Source organism: Paraburkholderia sp. BL6665CI2N2, assembly GCF_004366535.1.
Classification (GTDB): Bacteria; Pseudomonadota; Gammaproteobacteria; order Burkholderiales; family Burkholderiaceae; genus Paraburkholderia.
Window position 1 is genome coordinate 1905939 of the sequence record NZ_SORC01000001.1, and the last position, 24584, is coordinate 1930522.

Below are 24584 nucleotides of genomic sequence, written 5' to 3' on the forward strand. Positions count from 1 at the left end.
GGGCGGCCATCATTTCTCTGGTAGCGACGAGTTTCGTGCCCTACGCTGTGTATAGATCAATTCTCGCTTCGACGGGGTCCGGACATGAGCCGTGGACAGGATCAGGCTGAAAGTACAGCGACTATCAATCCACGTCACGTCAGGGTGTCGGCGGTGCAGCCTGAGCAGTCAGCCCAGCTGGAAGACGATTCGGTTGCTCCGGTTGGTCTGCGCTGGCTGTGCGTGCTTGCTTTCGTTGTTGGTATCGTAACCGGCCTGGGCGCCGTTGTATTTCGCGCCCTGATAGGACTCGTCCACAATGCTTTCTTTCTCGGACGATTCTCGTTTGCGTACGACGCGAGTCATTTCACCGCAGCATCACCCTGGGGCGTGTTCGTCATTCTCGTACCTGTCGTGGGTGGCCTCGCCGTCACGTGGATAGTGAGCACATTTGCACCAGAAGCAAAAGGGCATGGTGTGCCAGAAGTAATGGACGCGATTTACTACAAGCGTGGTGTGATCAGACCCGTGGTCGCCGTAGTGAAATCGATTGCGTCGGCTCTCGCGATCGGATCGGGCGCGGCGGTTGGGCGTGAAGGCCCGATCATCCAGATCGGCTCGGCGCTCGGTTCAACATTCGGGCAACTGGTCCGGATGACCGCAGGACAGCGCATTACGCTTGTTGCGGCGGGGGCGGGTGCAGGTATCGCCGCGACCTTCAATACACCAATCGGTGGCGTGCTGTTCGCCACCGAACTCATGATGCCGGAGATCAGTGTCAACACGTTTCTGCCAGTGGCGCTCGCCACAGGCACGGCGACTTTTCTCGGTCGCCTGTTTTTCGGCGCGGCGCCTGCGTTTTTTGTGCCCGCACAGTTGGGCGCGATCCCGAACGAACCGGGTGGCGTCCTGACGCTCGTGCTTTATGCGCTGCTGGGTGCAATCACCGGAGCGGCGGCCGCATTGCTGATCCGTTCGCTGCATTGGGCAGAAGACGCGTTCGACCAGATACCCGGACGTTACCGGCGCCACGCGCTAGGCATGTCGATTGTCGGACTGACGATGTACCTGCTGTGGCGCTACGCGGGACACTACTACGTTGAGGGTGTGGGATATGCGACCATTCAGGCAACCCTTTACGGTCAGCTTCAGGGAGGTGGTTTTCTCCTGTTACTCGCCCTGTGCAAGACATTGGCGACGTCTGTCAGTCTTGGATCTGGCTCCTCAGGTGGTGTCTTCTCGCCGTCGCTTTTTATCGGCGCCGCGCTCGGCGCCGCATTTGCGTCCTTCATTACAATGGCCGTGCCGGCCGCTCCCGTCAGCGTGCCGGCCTTCGCAATGGTGGGCATGGGTGCCATGGTGGGCGGCGGAACGGGGGCGGCAATGACGGCCGTGGCCATGATCTTCGAGATGACGCGAGACTACGATATCGTGCTGCCAATGATCATCGCGGTGGCATTCAGCCTTGGCGCGCGTCGGCTGCTTTCCCCTGAAAGTATCTATACGCTCAAGCTGGTGCGGCGCGGGCATCCGATTCCCAACGCCTTGCACGCCAACATGTTTCTCGTTCAGAACGCCGCCCAGGTCATGGAAACTGATGTACTCGTGCTCGATGGGCGGGTACCTTTTCGTGACCTGATGGCCCATCTTGAAGGGCCCGCATTCCGGCATATTGTCGTGACGAGGCAGCAGGAGATCTACGGCGTATTGCGCATCAATACGGGGCTGCGGCGCGCGGTGAGTCAGAGCGACTCGGATATCGAGTTGGGGACGCTGGCCCAGCGCAATTTCATCGTGGTGCAGGAAAAGGATGTCGCCTTCAGCGTTATCTCCAGGCTCTGGAAACAACACGCGGTGATGGCGGTCGTGCTAGCGCAACGCGACGCGAATGCTCCAGCGCGCGTGCTTGGCGTCATAGCGAAAGAGCACATAGCGGATGCTGTGGCAGGGAGCATCAGGATCTTCCCGGGGTAAGCCTAGGAAGACCCGATATTCGCGTCCGTTTTGCTTTGGTGACAGCAGCCCGCATTGTGCTGCTGTCGAAGGAGGAAAATCGATGAAACTCGTACACGATACAGAGGCAGTGTGCAAACGTCTTGGCAAGGCACTGCATCTCGACATGTTCCGCCGGGCATTGGCCGCCCAGTCAGAGACCGGGACAATCGTGGATTCCGAGTGGGTGATTGTCTACCGGACGGCGCAGGGGTTCTGCTGCATGCATCACGGTGTTGCGGTGGAATTTGGAGAGATGCTTGACGTTCAGGTATGGTCGGAAGAAATGGAAGTGGAAACATATTTCATCGGGCTATGACCGCCGGCGGGTGAGGTCATTGGAATTCAGGGAGACACGACAGCAAGCGACAGTCATTGGAATGCTGGAGCCAGGTTTCGTTGCGCTTAAGCTGCATTTAATAAGGCATCACTAGTCTCGGTGATTCGATGCCGAATCTGCGTACAAGGGCGGGGTCGTGATTCACGTCAGGGCAGTCCCACACAATGTGGGGCAACCTTTCTACGGTCCGGCAGCAATGCCGGGCTTTTTTAACAGCCAGCAGGAACGCACTCCGACGTGGCGTGACGGGCACGGCTGCGCAACCCAGCTCCCGTCCGCTTGCGGCAACACCGGGGGCGTAGGCATCAGTTCTGGAACGCCGGGCGCCGTTTCGGAGATTGCCCCACTGCGCGAAGTGACGCTCCCGGAGCAGTGGCAACGTGAAGCGTGTGGGTTGGGAACGCAAATTCGACGCTTGCATCGGAAAACTCGCTCATCAGGGTGCGATTGATTTTCTGCTGGATGTCCATGTAGAGATTGAACGCCGGATCGGTGACGTAATAGACGACCTCGAAGTCCAGCGAGCTTCCCCCAATCTGCCTGAAGTGAGCACGATCAATGCGTGTATCACCCGTATCCTCTACTGCCTGCCTGACCTTGTCGGGGATCGTACGCAACTGATCCGGAGTCGCGCTATAGGTTACGCCAAACCCGAAGACACTGCGCCGCTCCGTCATGCGCTTGTAATTGTGGATCGTGTTTTTGAGTAATTCGGTGTTGCTGCAAATGATTTCCTCGCCGCTCAGGCTGCGGATGCGTGTGGACTTGAGCCCGATACGTTCAATGCTGCCCGCAATATCGCCGAAAACGCCCGCCACCCACGCCAAGGCGGGCGAGGAAGGCGGTGCTATTGACGCCCATGTTGGCAAGCACGGCGAGCACAGGACGGACCATAATAGTCCCTGAGCATCCAAGACAGCATTGTCGTGATGGCGGGATTATGCGCGGAGGCGCCCTCGGCCGTAAGCCGTCCGGCTGTGCAGATCGTCGCACCCCGGTTGTTCCAGATCGCAATCTGGATTCCCAGTACCCAGAAACCAGCCGTGATTGACGCGCGTGTCCCACCTGTCGTTCAACCCAAGAAATCCGGCGCCGAAAAGCAACGACGGAATCAGGATTGTCGCTTTCCGCGTGCTCTTGAGCTCCTCCACGATCATGTCGTCGAGTGTAGTCGAGGCCTTCCAACCAGTGCTTCGATGCGGGCTGTGACGAAGCGCAGCTGGACCGCCAGGAGGAAATAGCATGTGATTGCCGCAATTGCTGCATAAAGCCAGGCCGTCGCCGGCACCCCCAGAAACGCATTCCGATCCAGCCACTTTTTCATTGGAAAGCCCTCTCACTGGCGAAACTGATCAGCGTCGCAAATTGTTACAACTCCCTGTCCGGAGGCCGCCTCTAGAAAAGTTCCGTATTTTCTCGCTCGCCGTAGCCATCGTCAGTTCCGAGCAGTCCGCAAGTGCGTTTCTGCTCTTGTCAGAAGCGGCCTCTAGGCTCACGATCGGGCCGGCGTGAACGACGTAATCCAAAGTCGCGCGAACGCCGTTGCGCGCAGCGAGGGCTCTGGAGGATCGTCCCGCCCTGAAAAACGGTCAGGCGGACAGTCAGAATTCCGGCACGAGCAGATTGCCCATGCAGCCAGGGACAGGGGTGAAGGTATGCCTGCGGCCCGAAGTTCGCCATTCTCAGGTGACATGATCCAGTGCTTTGTCACTCGGCGCCTCGGGCTTCACGTAAAACTGAAACGCGTTCGCAGCAATTAAAACTGCTGCGGCGCAGACGATTCTGGCGCGCAACTGGGGACAAAAATCCGGGCCGTCGAGGAATTGCATCACATAGTGACATATAATGAGTTGCATGACGCGCGTCTGTCGGCCTCGATGACTGGTCGGTGAGGCGTCTGGCGGGCTGCTGGGCGCAGCGAGATGCGTCGGCGGCGATTTTCGCGGCAATGGATTGGGACAGGGTGTGAATGGTTTGACTGGCGTGATCGACCGGGGGAAATGTGATATCTCTGCCGGGAGACTTGAGAGGTTGACATCGGTCGCCGGTTTCGGGGTTGGGGGCTACATGAAAGACTCAGCTGTCTATGCTGATTTTGAAATCATCAGTGAAACATCAAAGGAAGAGTGCACCGCGGGATGCGTATGGGTCGACACCATGGCAAGGCATGCAGTGTCGGGCGAGACCGTGTATGCCTGCGTCGAACCGTTCACCACGTCGGGCCAATCCGGGGTGACTGAGCGAGTTGCGCTCGACCGGGCGCTCCAACATGCGCGTGCTTCGTTACGTCGCCGTTTAAGCAAACTCTAGGTCAGTGCTCGTAAAGCGATACGGAATGTTGGCAACCCTGTCAGAGCCCACGGGCACTCGACCCCATGTGACGATGATCGAGGCGCATCCGGGTCTTAGGGCATCGGCGTGCGACGGTCTTTGCCTGTTTCGGGCGGTGCGTGCTGGGGCTCACAACGGCGCCTGCGTGGGCAAAGGACGAGCGATGCACCTGCTGGATTTGTTTGAGATGCTGGTCGCGCAGCAATTCAGAGCTGGCCCCAGCTTCACGGCACGATTGAAGATTCGTCGGGCTCCGCGTAACTGAGGAACCCTTTTCGCATCGCATGAAGACGAAGGTGCGAAGCCAGCACAAAGGCTCGATGCGAATCCTGTTCGTGCTGAAAAAAATCTGACAGGCGATATAGTTCGCACAGGACGGGACATGCGCAGCCGGAGGTTACTTATGGAGTTGCTAGTGGCCGTTCAACAGTTGCTTCGTCGTGCTGCCAATGCTCTGGGCGCGGTCCAGGTCTGGCGCAAAAACCCTGTGACTGTAGAGTCCCGGCAGGAGCAAACACGGAATACCGATTACCGAACAGCCGACGGATTTCATTGTATCTATGTGGGAGCGCCTGTTGCGTGGCGAGCGCCCGACTGGACGTTGCCTGCTGGTGAACCAGTGCGATGATCCTTCCTACGCAGGTTCGTCGAGAAAATAGCACTGGTATGCAGCCACGTCGTCGTCAGACGGGGCGAATGGCAATTCACAGGGACGCGCCAAACAGATTCCCCAGATCGTTCTGGATCGAACCTAGAATCGAAACGTTACGCTCAAGGCTGGCCCCTTAAAACGCAGCGATTGAACGAGTTGATCGCTGGAACCGTAGAACGCGAGATAGCGGTACACCAGGGTGACGTCTCCCCATTTCATCGCGTACGCGATACCCGACATTGCCTGCCACGTAAAGTCTGATGTGCCGGTGCCCACATCGAGGTAGAACGGGACGTACCATCGGCCGTCGTCAGTCAGCGAGACACGACCGCGCACTCCCGCAAAACCGTCATAGATATCGGCGTTCTGTGACACATGAATTTCCGGGTTGAAATTCGGTCCGGGGGCTCCAATAGTAGCCTGGAGCGTCGCGTCGAGCGAACTACGTACGGCAAGATAGCGGATGCCGGTAACGGCATCGAGTGCCACCCGCGGCAACTGTACGATCGTGTAGCCGCCACCCAACTGAAACAGTCCACCCTTGAAGCTGGTCTCGCCGCTGCCCTCGGACTGGCGCTCAAGAACACCACTGCCCTTTGTCTGCACGGAAGTGGAGTGATTTCCGAAGTCCAGATAGATTGCGTCGGCGAAGATGCTCCAGTTGCCCTTACGCGCCTCGCCCTGCAGCATCGCGGCGAATCGGAGGTTCTGCCAATAGTTATACGGACCGGTCGATGCATCGGCTTCGCCGTTGCCCGGCAACGAAAAACGTAGCGACCCGTCGACGCTCGGCAACCAGATATAAGGCGTCAGCGCGAATTGCCATTGACTACTGGCGTTCACAAAAGGAGGCGCATCCGCCCACGACGGCGAACTTATGAATACAGCGCTCAAAAGCGCGGCTTGAAGCAGGCGACTGGACATAACAAGCGTCAAAACGTCGATTGACCTGCAAGCGCACTTCGTTCTTTCAACGCGGGCGTGGACATGAAGTTCCCGGAAATGATCCTTGCGCGGATGTAAGCCATCGAACCTCCGGAAGAGATTCGCGGCTATATCTTGTCGGGACGTGCGGAGCACAGTCAAGGTCAGATGCAATCTGCTCGTGCCCTTCTACTCGGAAACCTGTTGGTCGCGAACGACTGTTCGCGGATGCGCAGCAGTCGTTCACTGACATAACATGATAGGCCGTTCGGGGTCGTGAACACCCATTCGACGACGGTGCGAGCTGTCATTCGCCGCCGCCAGTTTGCGAATGTCTGCGACGGAATGTGCAGCAGCCGCACGCCGCCCATCACCGACCGTCAGCTATGGCCGATCAATTGTCCTTGAGCGGCGTTACCAAGCGTCTGCTCGACTCTGATACCCGCCTGCGCCTCAGCAGGAACCGGCAGGGTGGACCGCACCACCTAGGCAGCGTATTTGACCGAAGTATTCGTTATCGCGCAGGCACGGACTGCCGGTTGCGTCCTCGCAGAGCGCAGCGAGACCAACGCGAACGCCCTGGACACGAAAGATTCTCCGCACGGAGGTTCGTCGCTAACGCTTACCTACGCGGGCGGCGATGCCGACCGGTCACGCTACGCTGCAATCTGCGAGTCGGATCGCAGACCTTGCGGTTCGTCAAGTCTCGACGTGTTTTAACGTCCCCGGTATCGGGCGGGTCGGGCAATTGCGGTCAATCATGTTTGAGTGCCGAAACCCTGCGCAACTATCGATTGGCCTCTTCAGTGCGCGTCGATGAACGTTATGACGTCGGCCAGAACCGGCGAGACCGTATTCTGCGCCGCCGAAAACGACTCGACGATCGTATCGTGACCGTAACCCTGATATTTTTTCAGTTCGACGACGTCGTGATGCGCGCGCAGCGCGCCTGCGAAGCGATCACTGTTATGGGGATCGACATCGGTATCCGCCGTGCCGGTGGCGAGCAGCATCGGCGGCTCGTTTCCGGTGACGAATGCGATCGGCAGCGCGCGCTGGCGTAATGCTGCCGGAAAGATCTCGTCCATGTGAGGGTCGCTCGTCGGGATCGCGGCGTACGGACCCGCGAGTCCGATCATCCCGGACAGCGATGAATTCGACATGCCCTGCGCGGCCAGATAGCGCGGATCGGTCGCAAGCATCGCGGCGATATGCGCGCCGGAGGAATGTCCCATCACGAAAATGCGTCCGGAATCGCCCCCAAACTCGCGCACGTGGTCGTGCGTCCAGCGCACGGCGGCAGCAGGATCGTCGAGAAAGCGGGGGAAGACGGTCTCCGGATAGCTGCGGTAGTCCGCTGCGATCGTAACGATGCCTCGCGCGGCAAGCGCTTGCGCCACTCCGCGTGAATCCGAGCGGTCGCCACTCTGCCAGGCTCCGCCGTAGAAATAGACGACCACGGGGTGGTGGGTGCGGCTGCCGGGCTCGGGCATATATACGTCGAGCCGCTGGCAGGGTGCATTGCCGTAGGCGATACCGCCCGGCTCGTCGTGTTTGCGCGCCCGACAAGCGATCACGCCGGCCGCGCATGCGGTCAGTGACAGTGAAATGAAGCTTCGTCGCGCCATTACATGCATGTTGCAATCTGCGGTCGTTATCGAAAATCAAGGCTGCGGCGCGCTCTTCGCAGCGACAGTCCTGCGGTTGCGGATCAACGCGGCATAGGTCTTCGCGCGTGCCCGTGAGTGACGCATCGTCGAGCGGATGGAGCACGGCGTGCGATCTGACCTCAGGACCCGCGCCTGAGCGACGCCAATCGGCAAACGACGCGCCCTGTTCATTATTATCGCGCCAGGCACGTAAGACACGCGATTCGACAGGTGAGGGCAAGCCGTGGGCCGACCCGATCAGGACGCGGTCGATCTGCTTACCCGTTATTGAACAACACCTGCAACTTGCAGTACGTGCGGAAGACATCGTTCGCAACAGTGAGGTCCAGTGGACCAATAGGTCAAGGGCGGCCTCTCTTTATCCGGAATCGAACGCACGCGTCTGTGAAGAAATCCACGGGCCTGACAACCGATTGCCTTCAGAAGGCGGTTGCTCTCCCGTAAAGGCTCACCTTGCGGTCCCACTTGAACGAACTAATGCAACTAACGGTCTGTCGCCGTCGCGTGCCCGCCACACCGCAAACACGGTCTTCCATGAGGCTCGCACTGGGTTACACGGCAGGTCGCCTGTGCGACCACGTGGGAAGCGCTCGAAGCGCAATTCTGGTTCCCCGCCGGTGCTGACCAGGTCCGCATGCTTAAGGCTTTTGCCGCCGGCCGGGGCAGGGGATAGTGGCGCCGGAGTCGACCTCTCGCCGTCATCGTCCGGGTCGCGTCGAGCGTTACCGGTCAATCCGGTGTTTTCTCGTCGGTTTCGCGATGCCGGCGAGTGACTGGCCGACCGGCAGCACCAGCGGCGTGTCCTCACCCGGCGAGGACAGTGCTAGTAGTCCGTGGACCTGCCCGCCGGTACGTGCCAAGTTCCATCACCATTTCCGCAGTAGCCGGTACCAGTCGCTCCTCGCCACCTTTGCCCATCACTTCGAACCACCAGCGATCCTGGCCGTTTTCGTCGCTCCGACAGAAAAACCGGCCCATCGTGTTTGTGCTGACCTCAGTGATACGAAGGCCACCCAGATAGAGCAGGGTAAAAAGCCAGCGCGCGCGGGCGTGATGCTCACGCTCGCGAGCGGTCTGCGTGGGCATGCCGTGAATGTACGTTTTGACCTCAAGCCACAGGTCAGGCGACAGATACCAGACGATGCGTCGCCTGGCCCGACGTGCGCGCTGGCGCGACAGCGACAGGGGATTGCCGGCCAGATACCCCGCCTGCACCAGCCACGCAAACATGACGTTGAGGATCACCATGACCTGCCGCTGGCTCGACGCCGAGAGGAGGCCGTAGAACGGCCGCCAGCGCGAATCGTTGCGCGGGTGCTTGCGTCCGCCATCGGCGGTGCAGCGCGCTGCCGGTTGCGGATTGGCGAGAAAGTGCTGCTAGACAAGCAGGTTCTCGTGCGTGAGCGAGGAGAGCGGTTTGGCCACCTGCAGGGTGGACCACCGTAGCAGCCGTTCGGCTTCCTTGCGGTAGTTGTCGAACGTCGTCTTCGTCTCGACGAAGCGGGCGAGCCATGCGCGGATTGCGTCGAGGTCGGTATCAGCGGCGACCTGCATGTGGCCGGTTGCGCGGTTCGTGCCGTGGCGGCCATCGGGCGCGGCGGGCAGTTCTTCGAGCGTCTCGATCGGGCGCGGGGGCGGGCAGGGTGGTTTTCATGGTCGGGGACGCGGCGGATCTGGCTCAGGGTGTCACGCGATGGTCCATGACGAGACTCGCCTCGCCGTCGAAATCGACCGCCTGAAGGCCGCGTTTCCGAAGACGCGCGAGCTGTACCGCGAGGTCTGCGCGCTGCTATTCTTCCGCTTCGGCATCACGCCGACCGCGAACCGGCTTTACCAACTGGTGAAGCGGGGCAGCATGAGCACGCCCACGCAGGTGCTCGGTGAGTTCTGGACCGAACTGCGCGAAAAAAGCCGTGTGTGCATCGCGCATCCGGACCTGCCCGCCGATCTCGGCGCGGCCGCCGGCGAACTGGTCGTCCCGCTCTGGCAGCGCGCGAGCGCGTCAGCGGAAGCCGCGCTCGGTGCGTTGCGCGAAGGACTCGAGGCACAACGCGTCGAGGCGCAACAGTCGGTCGTCGCCGCCGCGACGAACTGGGTCGTACCGAGACCGCACTCGAGCAGCGCACCGCGGCGCTGCTGGCCGCGCAGGTCGAGGTTCGGGAGCTGGAAAAGGAGCAGGCTGAAGCTCACGGGCAGCGACAGTCACTCGAAGCGGAGCTCGCGCGACTCAGAGACGCGCTGGCGGCCCGCGATCGCGAACTCGTGGAAGTGAGGGAAGGCTTTTCACGGGATCTGGAAAAGCAGCGCGAAGCGGCCGACCGGGCCGAGGATCGGCTCAGGGCGTCCGAGAAACGTGCCCTGCTGGAGATCGACCGCGAGCGGGGCCATGCGGCGAAGCTGCAGAAAGAGATCGACGAAGCCGCGCGCCGCGCGGACCGCAAGGATGCGGACCACCGCCGGGCAGTTGACACCCTGCAGGCGCAACTGGGCGACATGCGTCATCAAACGGGCGTCCTGCAGGGGCGGCTCGATGCGGCTGAGGCGGAGAACACGCGGTTGCAGACGGAGCTCAACGCGGCCCGGGATGCTCAGGCGCGAGCGAGAGACCCGCATCGTTCCGCTGTTCCTTCCAAGAGCAAGAACTCCCCGCGTGCGACGCGCCCGTCGCGCGCTGCGGATGCGGCCAAACCGGGACTACGTCGCAAAAAAGCGGTATAAACAGAGATCACTGCATTCCGGAAAGTCGCTGCATGGCGGATATCTATCTACTCACCGGGCTGGCGCTCCCCGTGGGCATCGCGCATGAGTCGTTGCCTGGACCGTGAAGGCTTTCATCGCTGACTGCTGGCAGGGTATGAGCCGCACGCAGATGATTGCGCGTGCGAAGTCGCGCGGTCTGCGCCTGTCGTTTCGCGCGACAGGGCGGTGCGCGCATGGCGAAACCGGGCTGTTCGAGCTGCGTTTCAGTGATGGGGCAGCGGGCTGCCTGATGCTGGCCCACCTGCAGCGGGTGCGAAATATCCGTGGCCGCAACCGACGGCCTGGCCGTACGCCGCTTCCCGGCCGCCAGAGCGGGACCCCCGTCAGACCAGTCTGTTCTGAACGTAACGGGGCTGTTGCAGTGCCACGCAGCGCCCGATATGCTCGCTGCCATCAAGGAAGCGGGGGTCAGGAAGTGCGGCGTGTGACAGTCAGGAAATCTTCCATTCATGGGCGGGGCGTTTTCGCGCTGCAGGCTATCGCCGCTGGCGAGCGGATCCTCGAATATCGCGGTGAAGTCACCTCCTGGCGGCAAGCCGCTGCCAGGCACAGGCGTTCTGGAACGCCCGGCCACACGTTTCTCTTCGGCCTGGCTGACGGACGCGTGATTGACGGCAGCGCGGGCGGCAATAGTGCTCGCTGGCTGAACCATTCGTGCAGGCTGAACTGTGAGGCGATCGAGGACGAGCGCGGGCGCGTTTTCATCGAGGCAATCAGGAGTGTGAAACCGGGCGACGAGCTGTTTATCGCCTATGGACTCACGATCGATGAGGCGAAGTCCCCAGAAATTGTCGCTGACTACGTGTGTCGCTGTGGGGCGAAGAAGTACACGGACTCGATGCTAGCCTGACCGGGTCGTTGTTGTGAGGCTGAAAGCGCCTTTCCTGGCCGACGCAACGATTATCTCCGCGCTGCGGAGGGAATTTGACGTGCAGCCCGGAAAACACCCCCAGTTTGCCCTTCAGCCCCGGCTCCGGTAACGTATCTTTCTCTCACATTGGGCAACGCGATCGCAGTGCCCGTTTCAAAGGAAACGAAAACCATGAACAAGCAGGAACTCGTTGATACCGTCGCCGCCGCGACCGGAAACAGCAAGGTGGCCGTCGCAGGCACAGTCGATGCGCTCCTCGCGGCAGTGACGGGGGCGGTTGCCAAAGGCGAAGGCGTGCAACTGGTCGGATTCGGTACATTTACGACAGGCGCGCGCGCCGCACGGATTGGTCGTAACCCCGCCACCGGCGCGGAGATGCAGATTCCTGCGGCAACGACCGTGAAGTTCACCGCAGGCAAGGCGTTCAAAAGCGCCGTGAACGCAGTGTGAGTGGCGCGACGATGCATTTTCTCCTGCCAGCGGGCAGTGTACGGCCCGCATGAGTGCGCTGACGGCCGCACCACTGCTGAACGAAGTCCGGCTCCTGATCGATTCGGCACGTGAGCGCACGGCCGCAGCGGTGAACGCCGAGCTCACCCTGCTGTACTGGCGGGTTGGGCGCTGTATCCATGCAGAGGTGCTAGGCGGCGTCCGTGCAGAATACGGGCAGCAGGTAATTGCATCGCTCGCACATGCCCTGACCGCCGAATACGGCCGTGGCTGGAGTGAACAGCAACTGCGGCATTGTCTGCGCGCCGCGGAGATTTTTACGGACGAGGCAATTCTCTCCGCAGCGCGGAGAGAATTGAGCTGGACGCACATCAAGACGCTGATCTATATCGACGACCCATTGAAGCGCGACTTCTACCTTGAGCTCTGCCGGCTCGAGCGCTGGTCGTCCCGGCAACTGCAGGAACGGATGAATTCGATGCTGTTCGAACGCAGCGCGATTTCGCGCAAGCCAGCAGAAGCCATCCAGCATGACCTGGCGCAGTTGCGAAAGGAACAGCGTGTGCAGCCAGACGTTTTGCTGAAAGATCCGTATGTGCTCGATTTCCTCGGCCTGAATGATCACTACCTCGAAAAGGATCTCGAAGACGCCATCCTCCGTGAAATGGAGCAATTCCTGCTTGAACTCGGCGCCGGCTTTACGTTTGTGGCTCGCCAGAAGCGGCTACAGATCGATAGCGACGATTTCTACATCGACCTGTTGTTTTACAACCGGAAGCTGAAGCGGCTGGTGGCCGTCGAACTGAAGCTCGGTGCTTTCAAGGCCGAACACAAAAGCCAGATGGAACTCTATCTTCGCTGGCTCGCAAAGCATGAGCAGGAGCCGGGTGAATTGCCGCCTCTTGGCATTATCCTCTGCGCCGGAAAGAAACAGGAGCAGATAGAACTGCTCGAACTGGGCAAGAGCGGCATTCACGTCGCCGAATATCTGACCGCGCTGCCGTCGCGCGAGACGTTGCAGGCCAAACTTCACCAGTCAATTGAGACGGCACGGCTCAGACTTCCGAACAAGTCGTAGAAGCGATGGCGGCACGCGCTGTGTTTCAGCATGGGGACTAACGGGTTGCCCCGCCAACCGTTGGTGTAGCGGCTCAGCGTGGTTGCGATTTTCGCAGTAGCCGCTGCAATTTTTAGTTCGAAAACGCTCTCAATTTTCCTTCATTGGACGCCAGTGGACGGAACCACATGCCAACCGGATGCGCAGCGTCGGGCCGCTCCGCGGCGAGCGCGGCCGCCTGCTTGACCATCTTGAGGCTGACGGACATGAGCCGTGCGCTGCCGTGTGCGCGCGCCGACGCTTTCAGGTGGTCAGCGAGAACGGGTGAGCCGTGCTCGATGGCGAGGTCCATGAGATCGGCCTGCATCTGTCGCAGGTAAGTCGCGACCCAGCCCGCGCCTGGCGCGTTGCCGTCGCTGTCATCGGTGAAGTACAGACGCGCGGTCGTCGCCGGCGGCACGCGCTGAACGTAGGCGCGCAGCGCGGTGAAGTCGGTGCGGCTATAGGCGCGCGTCATGGCGAGGGGCAGCGACCGGTTGGCCATGATCAGGGACGAAAAGCGGTAGAGAGGTAAGTGGAGAGGCCCGCCGGGCCGGAGGTTGAGTGCAACGACCCCGGATTCCGGCCATTAAATGCAGTTTTGATAATGCAGAGGATTTTTAGCGAAGCGGAAGCGGCACGCCGGGATGGTCGCAGGCACGGCACGAAATCCACGTCCGCTTCGCTAAAAATTCTTTGAGCGAAACCGATGTGCCGGCGCCAGCAGCTATGGGCATTGAATGAGGGTGATGACCGCGATGGTGCAGATGGCGGTGCGGGATGGGTCGTGGAAGACGGTCCGCTGCTGCGCGTGAATTATGCGAGGACGCTGGTGTGATCGTGACGGGCGGTGGGCTGTTGGCGGTGGCGCCGCGACGGCCGCGGTGCGGCCAAAGCGCTGCCGCAACCGGGCGACCGGTTGTCCGGGCTGGTGCGCGGAGAGTGAAGGCGCGGGCGTCACGGCACACCAGCGGGAGGTGCCCGCGGTCGGTCGTGACGCGGGATGAGTTCGATGCATACCATGTGTCCGCGCGCACGCGCTGGACAGTCACACAGGGACCGACCGGTGAGTCTGGCGTAAAGGCCGAACGTCAACGCGTGCTCGGTGGTGGATCGATCGCATCACGGCGGGTGCAATCGCCGCGCTCGGCCCGCGGCTCATCCTGGCGGCGGCAAAGCGGGGCATCCGACATCCCCTTTCCTCGATACGCGACATTCGCACGCGCACGAATGAAGCCTTCCGGTCTTGTATGAACCGCTCCTGATTCGGGCCGAAGCATAAAGTTTTCCGTCAATCTGTCGATAGAACAGCGAAGCAATGCGAGCCGCGCGCCGATGCGCGTGGCTCGCCAGAGCCGGTTCGAAGCGCGGGAGGAAGCAGTCACACAAGACCGATAAGGAACAGGAGAGAGGGCCGATGACTGGTGTCTACAACCCGCTGCTGGTCTGCCTGTCGCTCGTGGTCGCATTCCTCGCGTCCTATACGGCGGTGGAACTGTCCGGCGGCCTGAATGCGCTCGCGAGCGAGAAACGGCGGCCGCTATGGCTCGTCGGTGGTGCCGTGTCGATGGGCGTCGGCATCTGGTCGATGCACTTTATCGGCATGCTCGCGTTTTCGCTGCCAATCGAGATTGGCTACGATTTCTCTACTACCGCGGTATCCCTGTTCCTTGCGATCAGCGTGTCTCTGATTGCGCTTGCCACTGCCAGCCGCGGCGCGCTGTCGCACAGGCGTCTGTGCGTCGCCGGGACAATCATGGGCCTCGGCGTCGCCGCGATGCACTTCACCGGCATGCACGCGATGCAGATGTCACCGGGAATCGGATACACGATCTGGAAAGTCGCGCTTTCGGTGGCCGTGGCGATCGCCGCTTCGGTGGCGGCGCTCTGGCTCGCCTTCACGCTGCGCACATCGGACGCCGAGAACCTCGTCGTTAAGCGGCTGGGCGCGGCCTTCGTCATGGCGATCGCGATTACAGGCATGCACTATCTCGGCATGAGCGCGGCCAACTTCGCCGCCGGCAGCCTTTGCCTGTCCGGCGATAAGCTCGACGCGAACTGGCTTGCGCTCGTGGTGACGGTGACGTCGTTCATCGTGCTGGTCGGCACGCTCGGATTGCTCGGCTTCCATACGAACAGCCTGTCCATCTCCCTCGGGCGCGCGAACCGGCAACTGCATTACCTTGGCACGCACGATGCGCTGACGGATCTGCCGAACCGCCAGCAATTATCGTTGCATATCGCGCAGGCGGTCGCCGAATGCGCGCGCAGAGCATCGCCATTCGCCGTGCTCTTCATCGACCTCGATGGATTCAAGTCGGTCAACGACTCGCTCGGCCACGGCGTGGGCGACGACTTGCTGCAAGTGTGCGCGGAGCGTCTGCGCAAGGACCTGCGCCATACCGATATGGTCGCCCGGCTTGGCGGAGATGAGTTCGTGATCGTGGTCGAGAACGTGGCCGAAGCGTCGTCCGCCGCGGCGGTGGCAAATGGCGTCCTGCGGCGGCTAAGCCAGGAGATCGTCGTCAACGGATTGCCGCTTCGCGTGAGCGCGAGCATCGGCATCGCGTTCTATCCCCGCGACGGCGGCAACGCCGACGAACTGCTGCATAGCGCGGATGCCGCGATGTACGCCGCCAAGCAAAGCGGGCGTAACACGTTTCGCGTGTTCGAACCGCAGATGAACCACACCGCGCTCAGGTCGCTGATCCTGCAACGCGATCTGCATCGCGCCTTGAGCGGCGGCGAACTCAGCATGTCATTCCAGCCGAAGTTTCGCGTCGAATCGCAGTTGGTGACGGGCGTCGAGGCACTGCTCCGCTGGCGTCATCCCGAACTGGGCGACATTCCTCCGCTCGAATTCATCCCCATCGCCGAACGCTCGGGCCTCATCGTCGAGATTGGCGACTGGGTACTGCACGAGGTCTGTCGCAATATTGCGGTATGGGACGCGCAAGGGCTGCCCCCAATTTCCGTGGCCGTGAATCTTTCGCCGATCCAGTTCAACGTGCCGGATCTGGTGGTCCGCATCGATGCGCTGATCGGCGCAGCGGGGGTCGATCCGTGTCGCCTGATGTTCGAGATCACGGAAACGACCGCGATGCAGAACATCGAGAAGACGAGCCGCACGATCGAAGCGCTGCAGTCGCGCGGCTACACCGTCGCCATCGACGATTTCGGCACCGGATATTCGAGCCTTGGCTATCTGCAGCGATTCAGATTCGACCAGATCAAGATCGACGGCTCGTTCATGCACGATCTCGACGCTGGCGGCGAGCGCGGCAGCGCCTTGCTGTCCGCCGTCGTGACACTCGCGCGCGCGTTGCAGATCGAGGTCGTGGCGGAGGGTGTCGAGACGGAGTCGCAATTCCGGACGCTCGGGAAACTTGCCTGCGATCAGGTGCAAGGCTTCCTGTTGAGCCGGCCGTTGCCCGCCGCCGAATTCCTTGCGTTCCTCCGGTGCGCCTCGGACCGGATCATCTGCACCGAGCGCGCCCGCGCCACGCCGACAGGGTGAGGGCGGGCACCGGTGCCGGCCCTGGTTCCGAGCTGGTATCGATAGCCTCAGCCTATGAGCCGCGACCGAGACGATGAGCAGGGCAAGGGACGTGCGCGATTCAGGCAGCGCGGGAAGCGACGCGGAGAGTTTTCGCAGCGCAACAAAGGGCCCGCCAACTGACCTGCCCGAGTGAATGCGCGGCGACCATACGCCAAAAGCTGCGGTCGAGGAGGCCGGGGCCAGAGAGTTCGAAACGGGTCTGGTGCCGCCGGTCGCCGTCAGGCAGAGCGCGGCCAGGAGTTGCCGTTCACTTTCCTCGTCGCTTAGTCATTCGAGTGGCCGCTCGGACTCTGTCAGAGGACCCTCGTAAAAGTCCAATGCTGGGCCGGTCATCGGCCACAGGAAACACTCGGTAAGGCCGGCAGAAATGACCGCATTCAACATCTGACCGGACCATCCGTGGTGGCTGATGGATTCGGAACTGGTCCGGCACCGAAACTTTTGCGTCGGAGATATGCCACGTGAAGTACGAGTGGCAACAGCGCGGCGACAAGTCCGAAGACGCATACTGCCGACCATCCTCCATGTACCCACGCTACGCTTGCAACCGCCGAGCCACATGCGCCACCCATGAAAATTGCCGTCACATACACCGCATTGATCCGGCTTCTCGCGCTTTCGTCTAGCCCGAGAATCTTCGACTTTTAGCTCGGCCTCCGGTCTCAGTTGGTTCAAGCGTTTCATGGCGACACGCAAATTGCGCACGCCAATCAGACACCACGGACAGATGAAATCGAGGAAAACTTCGATCTCCAAAGAAGGTTTTGGGCTATCGGCTAGGTGAATCCCCGAAGTTTGCGGAGGTTCAGCGACATTCACGACGCGCGCCGCTTGCTCTGACTCGCAAGCGATGGAGCGAATCTTTAGACTGGTCACGTCTGCTCCTCAACCGAGTTCTTCAAGTAAATTCCAAAACGCGAAACCATTTATCGCGCTCCGATGCAGGTTGAGACGGTGCTTCGACGCAAACGGCGTCGAGGTCAGCCAAGCGGCGGCTGCACGCGTCCCGGTGCCGCGTCCGATGCGAGCATCGCGGGACCGAGATGATGATGAGAGTTTCATCGAGCGCGCCGATCGTTGCCACGCAACCAGGCTGCCACACTCAAATGACGAAGATGGAGGAACCCGTCGTTTTTCGAGCCTCAAGATCCTGATGTGCCTGCACCGCGTCCTGCAACGCATACCGCTGGTTGATCTCAATGCGGATGCGCCCTGCCGCCACGTGGCCGAATAATTCATCGACCAGTTCTGCCTTTTCGGCTGGATCGGCGATGTAGTCGGCCAGCCCCGGACGTGTCAGGTAAAGAGAGCCCTTGCGCGCCAGAATCTGCGGATCGAATGGCGGAATTTTGCCGGATGCGGTGCCGACGCAGACCATCAGGCCGCGGCGCTTGAGGGAGTCTAACGAAGCCATGAAGGTCGCCTTGCCCACGCTATCGAAGACGACGGACACGCCTACTCCGCCGGTCAGTTCCCGCACACGCGTGGCCACATCCTCGTGGCTGTAGTTAATCGTGTGATCGCAGCCGTGCGCGCGTGTTATTTCAGCTTTGGCGTCGGTCGATACCGTGCCGATCACCGTGAGGCCAAGCAATTTGGCCCACTGTGAGACGATCAGACCTACGCCGCCTGCCGCGGCATGAAGCAGTACGGCGTCGCCAGCCTTGAAAGGGTAGATACGGCGAACCAGATAGGCAGCGGACAAGCCCCGCATGGTCATGGCCGCCGCCGCCTCGCAACTGATGGCCTCGGGCAGCTTGATCAGCAGCGCGGCGGAAATCAGGCGCTCCGTACTGTAGGCGCCGAGCGTGTTGATGAAGCCCGTGTAGGTCACACGGTCGCCGACCACCAGATGCGTCACGCCAGCGCCGATAGCCTCGATTACGCCGGCTGCCTCGTTGCCCAGGCCGCTGGGGAGGGGAACCTCATAGGTGCCTCCGCGAAAGTACGTATCGGCAAAGTTAACGCCCACTGCCACGTGACGGACACGCACCTCTCCGGGTCCTGGCTCTCCAACGTGGGCGTCCTCAAAGCGAAGGACCTCGGGGCCGCCGGTCTCGTAGAATTTGACGACTTTCGCCATGTTGTCTCCTGTCATGTATCGATGCCGCAGACTGCCTGCGACTAGTTCGCCGTTGCTTCACCCCTGATCGCACCAAAACCCTGGTCGATGTTGGGGGCGATTCGGATTGAATCCGTCTCCAGAAAATTCCGGGCGGTTCTTACAGCTTTGATGTCAATTCCCTTAGGACCTTCAGGCCGGCTTGCGCAGGAATCCCTGGTTGCCACCTTTACGATTGGGTGCGAAGCCGTTGGCTTGAAGCGTCTCTTCCGCGGTCTCGTAGAAGACCCCGATTTTCATGATCTCGCGTGCCTGTTGCGCTGTCGCTATAGGGCGACCAAATTCGCCGGCAATACGCACCAATTGCTTGATCTGCTCAACAGAGCTCATCTTGCCCGTGCGGGTCTGATTCCAGAGCACATCCTCGATGCCGCACCGCACATGCAGACCAAGAGCGATGCCGATCATATTGACGGGCAGCACATTCAGCACTGAACTCTCGACTGTAACCACCGCGCCGTCGGGGGCAGCGCGCAGGAAATTGGCGAGGTTATAAATGTTTGCCTGATCCATGCCGCCGCTAATGGCCACCCAGTTCATCACCAGTGGCCCCTTGTAGACGCCGCGGCGAATCATCCGCTCGATCGTTTCAAAGCTGTTGATGTTGTAACACTGAAACTCGCTTTGAATTCCGGCGGCTGTCAGGCGCCGGATGTGCTCTTCGGCCCAACTCGGATTCGAAGGCACGATCATGTCCTTGTAAGTCGCGTAGAGGTGCGGAAACCCTCGCGAAACTCCCTTGAAGTCGTCCATGCCGGCATGCTCTGTCACATTCATCTGCGTCGTGTTGACGGTGACAGTGACCTGGTCGGGCTTCGGATCGAGTTCGGCGAGCATATGCCGCGTGTCATCGCTGAGCCATTGGGCGGCCTGGCCCTCGGATTCCGGCGCGAAGCTGATGGAGCCGCCCACCTGGATGACCATTTCCGGCACGCGTGAGCGCACGCCGGCGATCAGTTCATTGAACATCGACAGGCGCTTGCTGCCCTTGCCATCGGGTTCGCGCACATGCAGATGCAGTACGGTGGCGCCGGCTTCGTAGCAATCCACCGCCTTCTGGATCTGCTCTTCCATCGTGACAGGGATGTCTTCCGGGAAGTCTGAGGGAATCCAGCCCGGCGCATAGGGAGCGGCTGTGATGATCAGGGGCTGTTGGTTCTCAGGATACAGGTGGCCGTCAAGGAAGTTCATGAGGAGTCTCCGGATTGGGATGTGAATATTGAGTATGTCGAACTAGATGAGAAGGCGCGATGTGGCGCCGGCGTGCCGTTGCGATTCGTCGGGAGCGTCTGGAATGAGCAGAGCCGGCTGGCTTTCGGGAAGCAGAGAATCGTCCATTCAATGCATTTACAACTTCTTTAAGCGATTGATGCATGAGTGCCTGAGTCGACCAGTAAATGATCTGGTCCGGCGTCACTTCCTGCTTTACTTTGCATGCCTTGCACTTGACCTTTCATGACAGTGATCCGCTAGCGCGAGGGTGCCGGAGCATCGACTGCCAAATCTCCGATCGCCATCCTGATGAAAATCGGCGTTCCACGAATGATCCTGTACTAAGTCAAGCGCTGCGTGATGAATCGCTCGTCCCTCAGCGCGCTTCCTTGCGGCTTCGCCAATGAGGCACATGCGCCGGCGAGGTCGCGGTCGAGCGGCATCACGATCCCAACCATGCACGCGTAGCAAAGCGCTTCGTGGGTCATTGGAGCGAGATCTCGCCTCGGGACAAACTCTGAAGCAATCCATGCCGCAATGCGTCGAACGGTACGGGCTTTGTTCACCCATTTTCTTGAAAATGGCGGTGCAGGCAACATCGGAATTCCTCCATTCATCCACTTGCATCAGCCGCGGGCAGCAGTGCACGGTGACCGTGATTCGCAGTGTATCTCCTTGAGTTAATAATGTCGACAAAAATAGATTTCGCGAACTCGTGCGCCGACTGCCGCATGTCCGTGCTTTCCGTGTCAGCGCGGTTTGAGGGTCCGAACGTGATCGCCTGCTGTGACGCCTTATACCGTTCTGGCTTGCAGGTCGACTCAGTATAAGTATTAATGTCGACAACAAAAATTTCGGAGGATGATCGGGCTTGTCAGTGTTCAGTCGGTAAGCCGGGCCGTTGCAGAACAGCCAGGAAGTGGCAGCGGACGATCTTCAAGTCCGGTCTCTCGCCACGGAACATACGCAGGCGCCGATTGCGGTGGTAGCGGGGATCGAAGACTCCGCGCCTCCCCTTAACAGGCGGGGCATCTGGCCGGGCTCGTCCAGTCATCATAAAAAGCAGAGGAGACGTCGATGAAACTGAAGTGGAGCGGAGTAGCGGTATTCGCGATATTCGCCGGCGCGGTGCATGCGCAGTCGTCAGTCACGTTTTACGGCGCAATCGATTCGGGCGTTTTCTATCAAAGCACGGCAGCGTCGTCGTTCGCGCCGAAGGCTCGTAACAACGGGCACCAGTTCGGCATCAAGGACGGCAGTCTCTATGGGAGTTTCTGGGGCATGAAGGGAACCGAGGACATCGGCGGCGGCTATAAGGTCAACTTCAGGCTGCAGGGAGTGTTCAACAGTAGCAGCGGCAAGCTCGGATTGCCCGACACGACGGGCGCCGCTGCAGTTTTCAATCAGCAGACGACGGTCGGCCTCTCGGGACCATTCGGCACGTTCGACGCCGGGCGGCAGTACACGCCGATGATCTATGCAATGGCCGACACCGACGTGCGCGCGGCGCAGTACTTCGGCAGCATTTTGGGCGCATGGCTCGGTCTGAACCAGGCTGCGGGCTGGCCCGGAACGAACACGAACGTGCCCATCGGTGCGCTGTACGACAGCAACGCACTCGTCTATCAGACGCCGAAGTTCTACGGCGCGTCGGTGTCGCTCGAGTACGCACCGGGCGGTGTGCCGGGCCAGATTCAAGGTGGCACGCGCGAATCGGCGGTGCTCCGGTATTCGAACTACGGCCTGAATCTGTCCGCCGTCTACTACAACGCCCACGACACGAACCTTGCGGCGGCCGCGCCGAGCGGACTCGACAACAACCGCTTCTACTATTTTGGCGCGAAGTACACGATCCGCGGCGTATCGGTGTCGGCGTCGTACGGTATCGGCAAGAATCCGTCGAACTCGAGCCTATCAGACTACGAAATGATTTCTGGCGGTCTTGGCTATCAGTTCGACCCGTTCCTGAAGATCACGTCCGGTTTCTATTACCTGAAAGACCGCAACCACTCAGCGAACCAGTCGAATGAATACGCTGTGGGCGCGGAATACAGCCTGTCAAAGCGCACGATCGTCTCTGCGCAGGTCGGGTATGTCGCGAACCGCGGAACGATGAATCAGACGATCATGTACGGCCAGATCGTCGCACCGGGCGTATCGACCACGGCCGCGATGATCGGTCTGCGTCACAACTTCTGACGCAACGGAATCGAAACGGAGATCAACAATGAAAGCGATGAATGGACTCAGAATGGCACTCGGCGTTGCAATTGCGGTGGCGTCGATTGGTGTGTGGGCGCAGGGCGGCGCCTCGGCATCGGCAGGCGAGGCAGTGACAGCTTCTGGCGGCACGACGGCCAAAGGCGCGCGGCAAGCGAATCGCGCGCTACGACGCACGGTGTACGCGGCGCTTGCGAAACACAAGGAAATCGACGCGGGCGACATCAGTATTACCGCGAAGGGCGGCGCGGTGATGATCAGCGGCACGGTCCCAGACGCGTCGCAGATCAGTACCGTCACCGAGGTCGCGAAGAGCGTCCCGGGCGTGACGGCGGTAACCAGCAAAGTGACATTGCAGCGGCCTTTCGGCCAGTAGCGTGTCGCTCGCCGCATTCGGAGAAATCTGTCATGAAGGTCATCTCCCACCTCGACAAGGTGCGACGCCTGGCGATGCTTCGACAGCACCTCGACCCCTTGGCTGACTTCGAATTGTGGTTCTGGACGACTCTGACCGCGAGTACCAACGTTTTTAACGCTACGCTTCATCTCGCGGGTCTGACACGTGACGACCCCGTGTTTTCGACCATTCCCGGCGTGCACGTTGCGAAGCAGCCGAATGGCAGCTATGCGCGCGAGTTGCGCGGGCTCGGCGATGTGAGCCACGTCGATTGGCCGGAAATCGAGGGGGACGTACCTCAGGCCATTCGGCAAATCGAGCAAGCGTTGCGTGTCATCGAGAGTCACCGGGACCCATGCATTCGCGGAGATCGTGTTCCAGTGCAAGCGATCGTCGATGAATGTGAGCAAGCATTCGGAGAGATCACGTTCCTATTCGAACAGGCGTTGAAGGGCACCGCGTATGAAAATTGCGAATCATCACCTCAAAGCTGAACGCATTGAGACGTCACTGAATTGCCTCGGCGAAGACGACTGGGAAATGAAAATCGAGGCAGCGATGCTGGCTGGAACACACTGGGCGAACTGCGCGCTGCATCGCCGTGGCGTTACCTCGGAAAGCGAGGACATCGTCCACAACTCGATGCTGGTCGTCAGCATGCTGCGGAAGTATTCCCTTGCGGAGGGTGAACTGCTGGGTGCGCTGACCGAAATCGAAGGGTCTCGCGCCGCAGCGCGTGCGCTGGAGTTGCTTCGGTTTATCGGCGCACTCGCCAAGCGCTCAATCTGACTGTTCCGGTGAACTCGTGCTTCCCAACGGCACGTCACAGCATACATTAAATTAATGTCGACATGAATTGATCGGTCTGCTATCTTGCTTATACAGATGCGAGCCAACATTCTTTTATGGTTTCGTAAAGTTGCGGATACGCAGCGACGGCGGGTGAATTGGCGAAATTCCCGCCAGATACAGAGGAGATATCGCTCATGATTAAGGTGGAAAGACTGACCGCTTGCATTGGGGCCGAAGTGTCCGGTGTGAGTTTGGGGGATGCGTCTCGCGATGCATCGCTGTTCGCAGAAATCAAGGCTCTGTTGCTTCGGCACCGTGTCCTTTTTTTTCGCGATCAGGATATCTCTCGCGAAGAACACATCTCCTTTGCGCGCCGTTTCGGGAGATTGGAAGATCATCCCGTAGCGGGAAGCGATCCGGAACACCCGGGGCTCGTGCGGATCTATCGTTCGGAAGAAAAGAACCCTTACGAGAACAACTATCACAGTGACGGACTTTGGCGGCCGAACCCGTCTATGGGCGCCGTGCTGCGCTGCGTCGAATGTCCAGAAGTCGGGGGAGACACCATTTGGGTGAACATGGTGGAGGCTTATAAGCAACTGCCAGAAGACGTCAAGAAGCGCATCGACGGATTGAGAGCAAAGAGCAGCATTGAGCACTCGTTCGGTGCGGCAATGGATCCTGAAGAGCGAAGAAAATTGGCGGCGCAGAATCCGGAGGTGGAGCACCCCGTCGTGCGGACGCATCCGGAGACTGGGGAAAAGATTCTATACGTCAGCAGTTTCACGACGCATTTCATCAATTACCATAAAGTTGAAAATGTGCGTTACGGCTTGGATAAGACGCCAGGTGCGAGTCTTCTGCTGAGTTATTTGCAGAGTCAGGCATCGATTCCTGAATATCAGGTTCGTTTCCGCTGGAAGCCGAACAGCATCGCAGTCTGGGACAACCGGCCTACGCAGCACTACGCGGTAATGGATTACTGGCCTGCTCCGCGTAAGATGGAGCGAGCAGGAATCGAAGGCGACCAGCCATACTAGGCATTGGCTTCTCCTTGCGAGATTCGAGGTGATCGAATTCCAGCCGGCGGTCACGGTTCGGTTTTATATGGAATATTGTTCGCCTCGATCAGCGCGTCGTCATGGGTGTCATCCTTACTGCCTCCACCGAATGTTCGCTGCGGCCGTCGACCGGGAGTTTTTTGTCGACATTACAAT

General features: G+C 60.2%; 19 protein-coding genes and 2 pseudogenes. 13 read left to right on the forward strand and 8 right to left on the reverse strand.

Features of this window, described 5'->3' with window-relative positions; all coding sequences use genetic code 11:
- Window positions 1–84: 84 nt before the first annotated feature.
- Together B0G81_RS08590 and B0G81_RS08595 are read left to right on the forward strand one after the other, a co-directional pair.
- Window positions 85–1953 (forward strand): chloride channel protein, encoded by a 1869-nt coding sequence (locus B0G81_RS08590; protein WP_134134455.1) that lies wholly within the window; start codon window positions 85–87, stop codon window positions 1951–1953.
- A gap of 82 nt (window positions 1954–2035) precedes the next feature.
- Window positions 2036–2290 carry a hypothetical protein gene (locus B0G81_RS08595; RefSeq protein WP_134134460.1) on the forward strand — a complete coding sequence of 85 codons (255 nt, stop codon included), beginning with the start codon at window positions 2036–2038 and terminating at the stop codon, window positions 2288–2290.
- A gap of 326 nt (window positions 2291–2616) precedes the next feature.
- Here B0G81_RS08595 and B0G81_RS44495 read toward each other — a convergent pair whose 3' ends face one another.
- Together B0G81_RS44495 and B0G81_RS43530 are read right to left on the reverse strand one after the other, a co-directional pair.
- A complete protein-coding gene (locus B0G81_RS44495) occupies window positions 2617–3129 on the reverse strand; it encodes a mechanosensitive ion channel domain-containing protein (protein WP_243856396.1) in 513 nt (170 codons plus the stop codon).
- Window positions 3130–3993: 864 nt separating this feature from the next.
- The gene (locus tag B0G81_RS43530; RefSeq protein ID WP_166678939.1) at window positions 3994–4167 is read right to left on the reverse strand and encodes a hypothetical protein; all 174 of its coding nucleotides are present in this window, start codon (window positions 4165–4167) and stop codon (window positions 3994–3996) included.
- Between the two features lie 211 nt (window positions 4168–4378).
- On the opposite strand from B0G81_RS43530, the gene B0G81_RS08605 reads away from it, so the two are divergent.
- On the forward strand, window positions 4379–4621 hold the full coding sequence (locus B0G81_RS08605) for a hypothetical protein (RefSeq protein ID WP_134134464.1): 243 nt from the start codon (window positions 4379–4381) through the stop codon (window positions 4619–4621).
- 772 nt (window positions 4622–5393) lie between these two features.
- On the opposite strand, the gene B0G81_RS08610 is transcribed toward B0G81_RS08605, so the two are convergent.
- The 3 genes and pseudogenes from B0G81_RS08610 to B0G81_RS44505 all read right to left on the reverse strand — a co-directional run.
- Window positions 5394–6218, reverse strand: a complete 825-nt coding sequence (locus B0G81_RS08610; protein WP_134134469.1) for a hypothetical protein — start codon at window positions 6216–6218, stop codon at window positions 5394–5396.
- Between the two features lie 803 nt (window positions 6219–7021).
- On the reverse strand, window positions 7022–7846 hold the full coding sequence (locus B0G81_RS08620; protein WP_134134473.1) for an alpha/beta hydrolase: 825 nt from the start codon (window positions 7844–7846) through the stop codon (window positions 7022–7024).
- A gap of 812 nt (window positions 7847–8658) precedes the next feature.
- Window positions 8659–9511, reverse strand: a pseudogene (locus B0G81_RS44505) (integrase); the annotation flags it as partial.
- Between the two features lie 70 nt (window positions 9512–9581).
- Between B0G81_RS44505 and B0G81_RS08630 the strand changes: the two are divergent.
- The 4 genes and pseudogenes from B0G81_RS08630 (at window position 9582) to B0G81_RS08650 (ending at window position 13047) form a co-directional block, all read left to right on the forward strand.
- Window positions 9582–10606 (forward strand): annotated as a pseudogene (locus B0G81_RS08630) (DNA-binding protein).
- A 457-nt stretch (window positions 10607–11063) separates the two neighbouring features.
- Window positions 11064–11498, forward strand: a complete 435-nt coding sequence (locus B0G81_RS08640; protein WP_134134477.1) for an SET domain-containing protein-lysine N-methyltransferase — start codon at window positions 11064–11066, stop codon at window positions 11496–11498.
- Window positions 11499–11690: 192 nt separating this feature from the next.
- Window positions 11691–11969 (forward strand): HU family DNA-binding protein, encoded by a 279-nt coding sequence (locus B0G81_RS08645; protein ID WP_134134481.1) that lies wholly within the window; start codon window positions 11691–11693, stop codon window positions 11967–11969.
- Window positions 11970–12018: 49 nt separating this feature from the next.
- Window positions 12019–13047, forward strand: coding sequence for a PDDEXK nuclease domain-containing protein (locus B0G81_RS08650; protein ID WP_134134485.1), 1029 nt, complete (start codon window positions 12019–12021; stop codon window positions 13045–13047).
- Window positions 13048–13159: 112 nt separating this feature from the next.
- Here the strand turns inward: B0G81_RS08650 and B0G81_RS08655 are convergent, their stop codons facing one another.
- A complete protein-coding gene (locus B0G81_RS08655; RefSeq protein WP_134134489.1) occupies window positions 13160–13570 on the reverse strand; it encodes a hypothetical protein in 411 nt (136 codons plus the stop codon).
- 912 nt (window positions 13571–14482) lie between these two features.
- Between B0G81_RS08655 and B0G81_RS08665 the strand changes: the two genes are divergently transcribed.
- The gene (locus tag B0G81_RS08665) at window positions 14483–16582 is read left to right on the forward strand and encodes an EAL domain-containing protein (RefSeq protein WP_134134493.1); all 2100 of its coding nucleotides are present in this window, start codon (window positions 14483–14485) and stop codon (window positions 16580–16582) included.
- A gap of 1144 nt (window positions 16583–17726) precedes the next feature.
- On the opposite strand, the gene B0G81_RS08670 is transcribed toward B0G81_RS08665, so the two are convergent.
- The gene (locus tag B0G81_RS08670) at window positions 17727–18707 is read right to left on the reverse strand and encodes a quinone oxidoreductase (protein ID WP_134134498.1); all 981 of its coding nucleotides are present in this window, start codon (window positions 18705–18707) and stop codon (window positions 17727–17729) included.
- Between the two features lie 171 nt (window positions 18708–18878).
- Entirely contained in the window at window positions 18879–19937 is a 1059-nt protein-coding gene (locus B0G81_RS08675) for a 3-keto-5-aminohexanoate cleavage protein (RefSeq protein ID WP_134134502.1), read from the reverse strand.
- A 1098-nt stretch (window positions 19938–21035) separates the two neighbouring features.
- Here B0G81_RS08675 and B0G81_RS08680 point away from each other — a divergent pair.
- The 5 genes from B0G81_RS08680 to B0G81_RS08700 all read left to right on the forward strand — a co-directional run bounded on the left by B0G81_RS08680 (window position 21036) and on the right by B0G81_RS08700 (window position 24407).
- The gene (locus B0G81_RS08680; protein ID WP_134134506.1) at window positions 21036–22157 is read left to right on the forward strand and encodes a porin; all 1122 of its coding nucleotides are present in this window, start codon (window positions 21036–21038) and stop codon (window positions 22155–22157) included.
- Window positions 22158–22185: 28 nt separating this feature from the next.
- Entirely contained in the window at window positions 22186–22554 is a 369-nt protein-coding gene (locus B0G81_RS08685; protein WP_134134510.1) for a BON domain-containing protein, read from the forward strand.
- 32 nt (window positions 22555–22586) lie between these two features.
- Complete coding sequence (locus B0G81_RS08690) at window positions 22587–23069, forward strand: hypothetical protein (protein ID WP_208328520.1); 483 nt, start codon at window positions 22587–22589, stop codon at window positions 23067–23069.
- Complete coding sequence (locus B0G81_RS08695) at window positions 23038–23364, forward strand: hypothetical protein (protein WP_134134514.1); 327 nt, start codon at window positions 23038–23040, stop codon at window positions 23362–23364. The genes B0G81_RS08690 and B0G81_RS08695 overlap by 32 nt, the downstream gene beginning before the upstream one ends.
- Before the next feature lie 200 nt (window positions 23365–23564).
- Window positions 23565–24407: a TauD/TfdA family dioxygenase gene (locus B0G81_RS08700; RefSeq protein WP_134143031.1), complete on the forward strand. Its 843-nt coding sequence runs from the start codon at window positions 23565–23567 to the stop codon at window positions 24405–24407.
- Window positions 24408–24584 lie beyond the last annotated feature (177 nt).

What these genes read in the sequence shown, in the direction of transcription:
- B0G81_RS08590 (WP_134134455.1), top strand. Translation starts at nt 85, where the DNA reads ATGAGCCGTGGACAGGATCAGGCTGAAAGTACAGCGACTATCAATCCA.
- B0G81_RS08595 (WP_134134460.1), top strand. Translation starts at nt 2,036, where the DNA reads ATGAAACTCGTACACGATACAGAGGCAGTGTGCAAACGTCTTGGCAAG.
- B0G81_RS43530 (WP_166678939.1), bottom strand. Translation starts at nt 4,167, where the DNA reads ATGCAACTCATTATATGTCACTATGTGATGCAATTCCTCGACGGCCCG.
- B0G81_RS08605 (WP_134134464.1), top strand. Translation starts at nt 4,379, where the DNA reads ATGAAAGACTCAGCTGTCTATGCTGATTTTGAAATCATCAGTGAAACA.
- B0G81_RS08610 (WP_134134469.1), bottom strand. Translation starts at nt 6,218, where the DNA reads ATGTCCAGTCGCCTGCTTCAAGCCGCGCTTTTGAGCGCTGTATTCATA.
- B0G81_RS08620 (WP_134134473.1), bottom strand. Translation starts at nt 7,846, where the DNA reads ATGGCGCGACGAAGCTTCATTTCACTGTCACTGACCGCATGCGCGGCC.
- B0G81_RS08645 (WP_134134481.1), top strand. Translation starts at nt 11,691, where the DNA reads ATGAACAAGCAGGAACTCGTTGATACCGTCGCCGCCGCGACCGGAAAC.
- B0G81_RS08650 (WP_134134485.1), top strand. Translation starts at nt 12,019, where the DNA reads ATGAGTGCGCTGACGGCCGCACCACTGCTGAACGAAGTCCGGCTCCTG.
- B0G81_RS08655 (WP_134134489.1), bottom strand. Translation starts at nt 13,570, where the DNA reads ATGGCCAACCGGTCGCTGCCCCTCGCCATGACGCGCGCCTATAGCCGC.
- B0G81_RS08665 (WP_134134493.1), top strand. Translation starts at nt 14,483, where the DNA reads ATGACTGGTGTCTACAACCCGCTGCTGGTCTGCCTGTCGCTCGTGGTC.
- B0G81_RS08670 (WP_134134498.1), bottom strand. Translation starts at nt 18,707, where the DNA reads ATGGCGAAAGTCGTCAAATTCTACGAGACCGGCGGCCCCGAGGTCCTT.
- B0G81_RS08675 (WP_134134502.1), bottom strand. Translation starts at nt 19,937, where the DNA reads ATGAACTTCCTTGACGGCCACCTGTATCCTGAGAACCAACAGCCCCTG.
- B0G81_RS08680 (WP_134134506.1), top strand. Translation starts at nt 21,036, where the DNA reads ATGAAACTGAAGTGGAGCGGAGTAGCGGTATTCGCGATATTCGCCGGC.
- B0G81_RS08685 (WP_134134510.1), top strand. Translation starts at nt 22,186, where the DNA reads ATGAAAGCGATGAATGGACTCAGAATGGCACTCGGCGTTGCAATTGCG.
- B0G81_RS08690 (WP_208328520.1), top strand. Translation starts at nt 22,587, where the DNA reads ATGAAGGTCATCTCCCACCTCGACAAGGTGCGACGCCTGGCGATGCTT.
- B0G81_RS08695 (WP_134134514.1), top strand. Translation starts at nt 23,038, where the DNA reads ATGAAAATTGCGAATCATCACCTCAAAGCTGAACGCATTGAGACGTCA.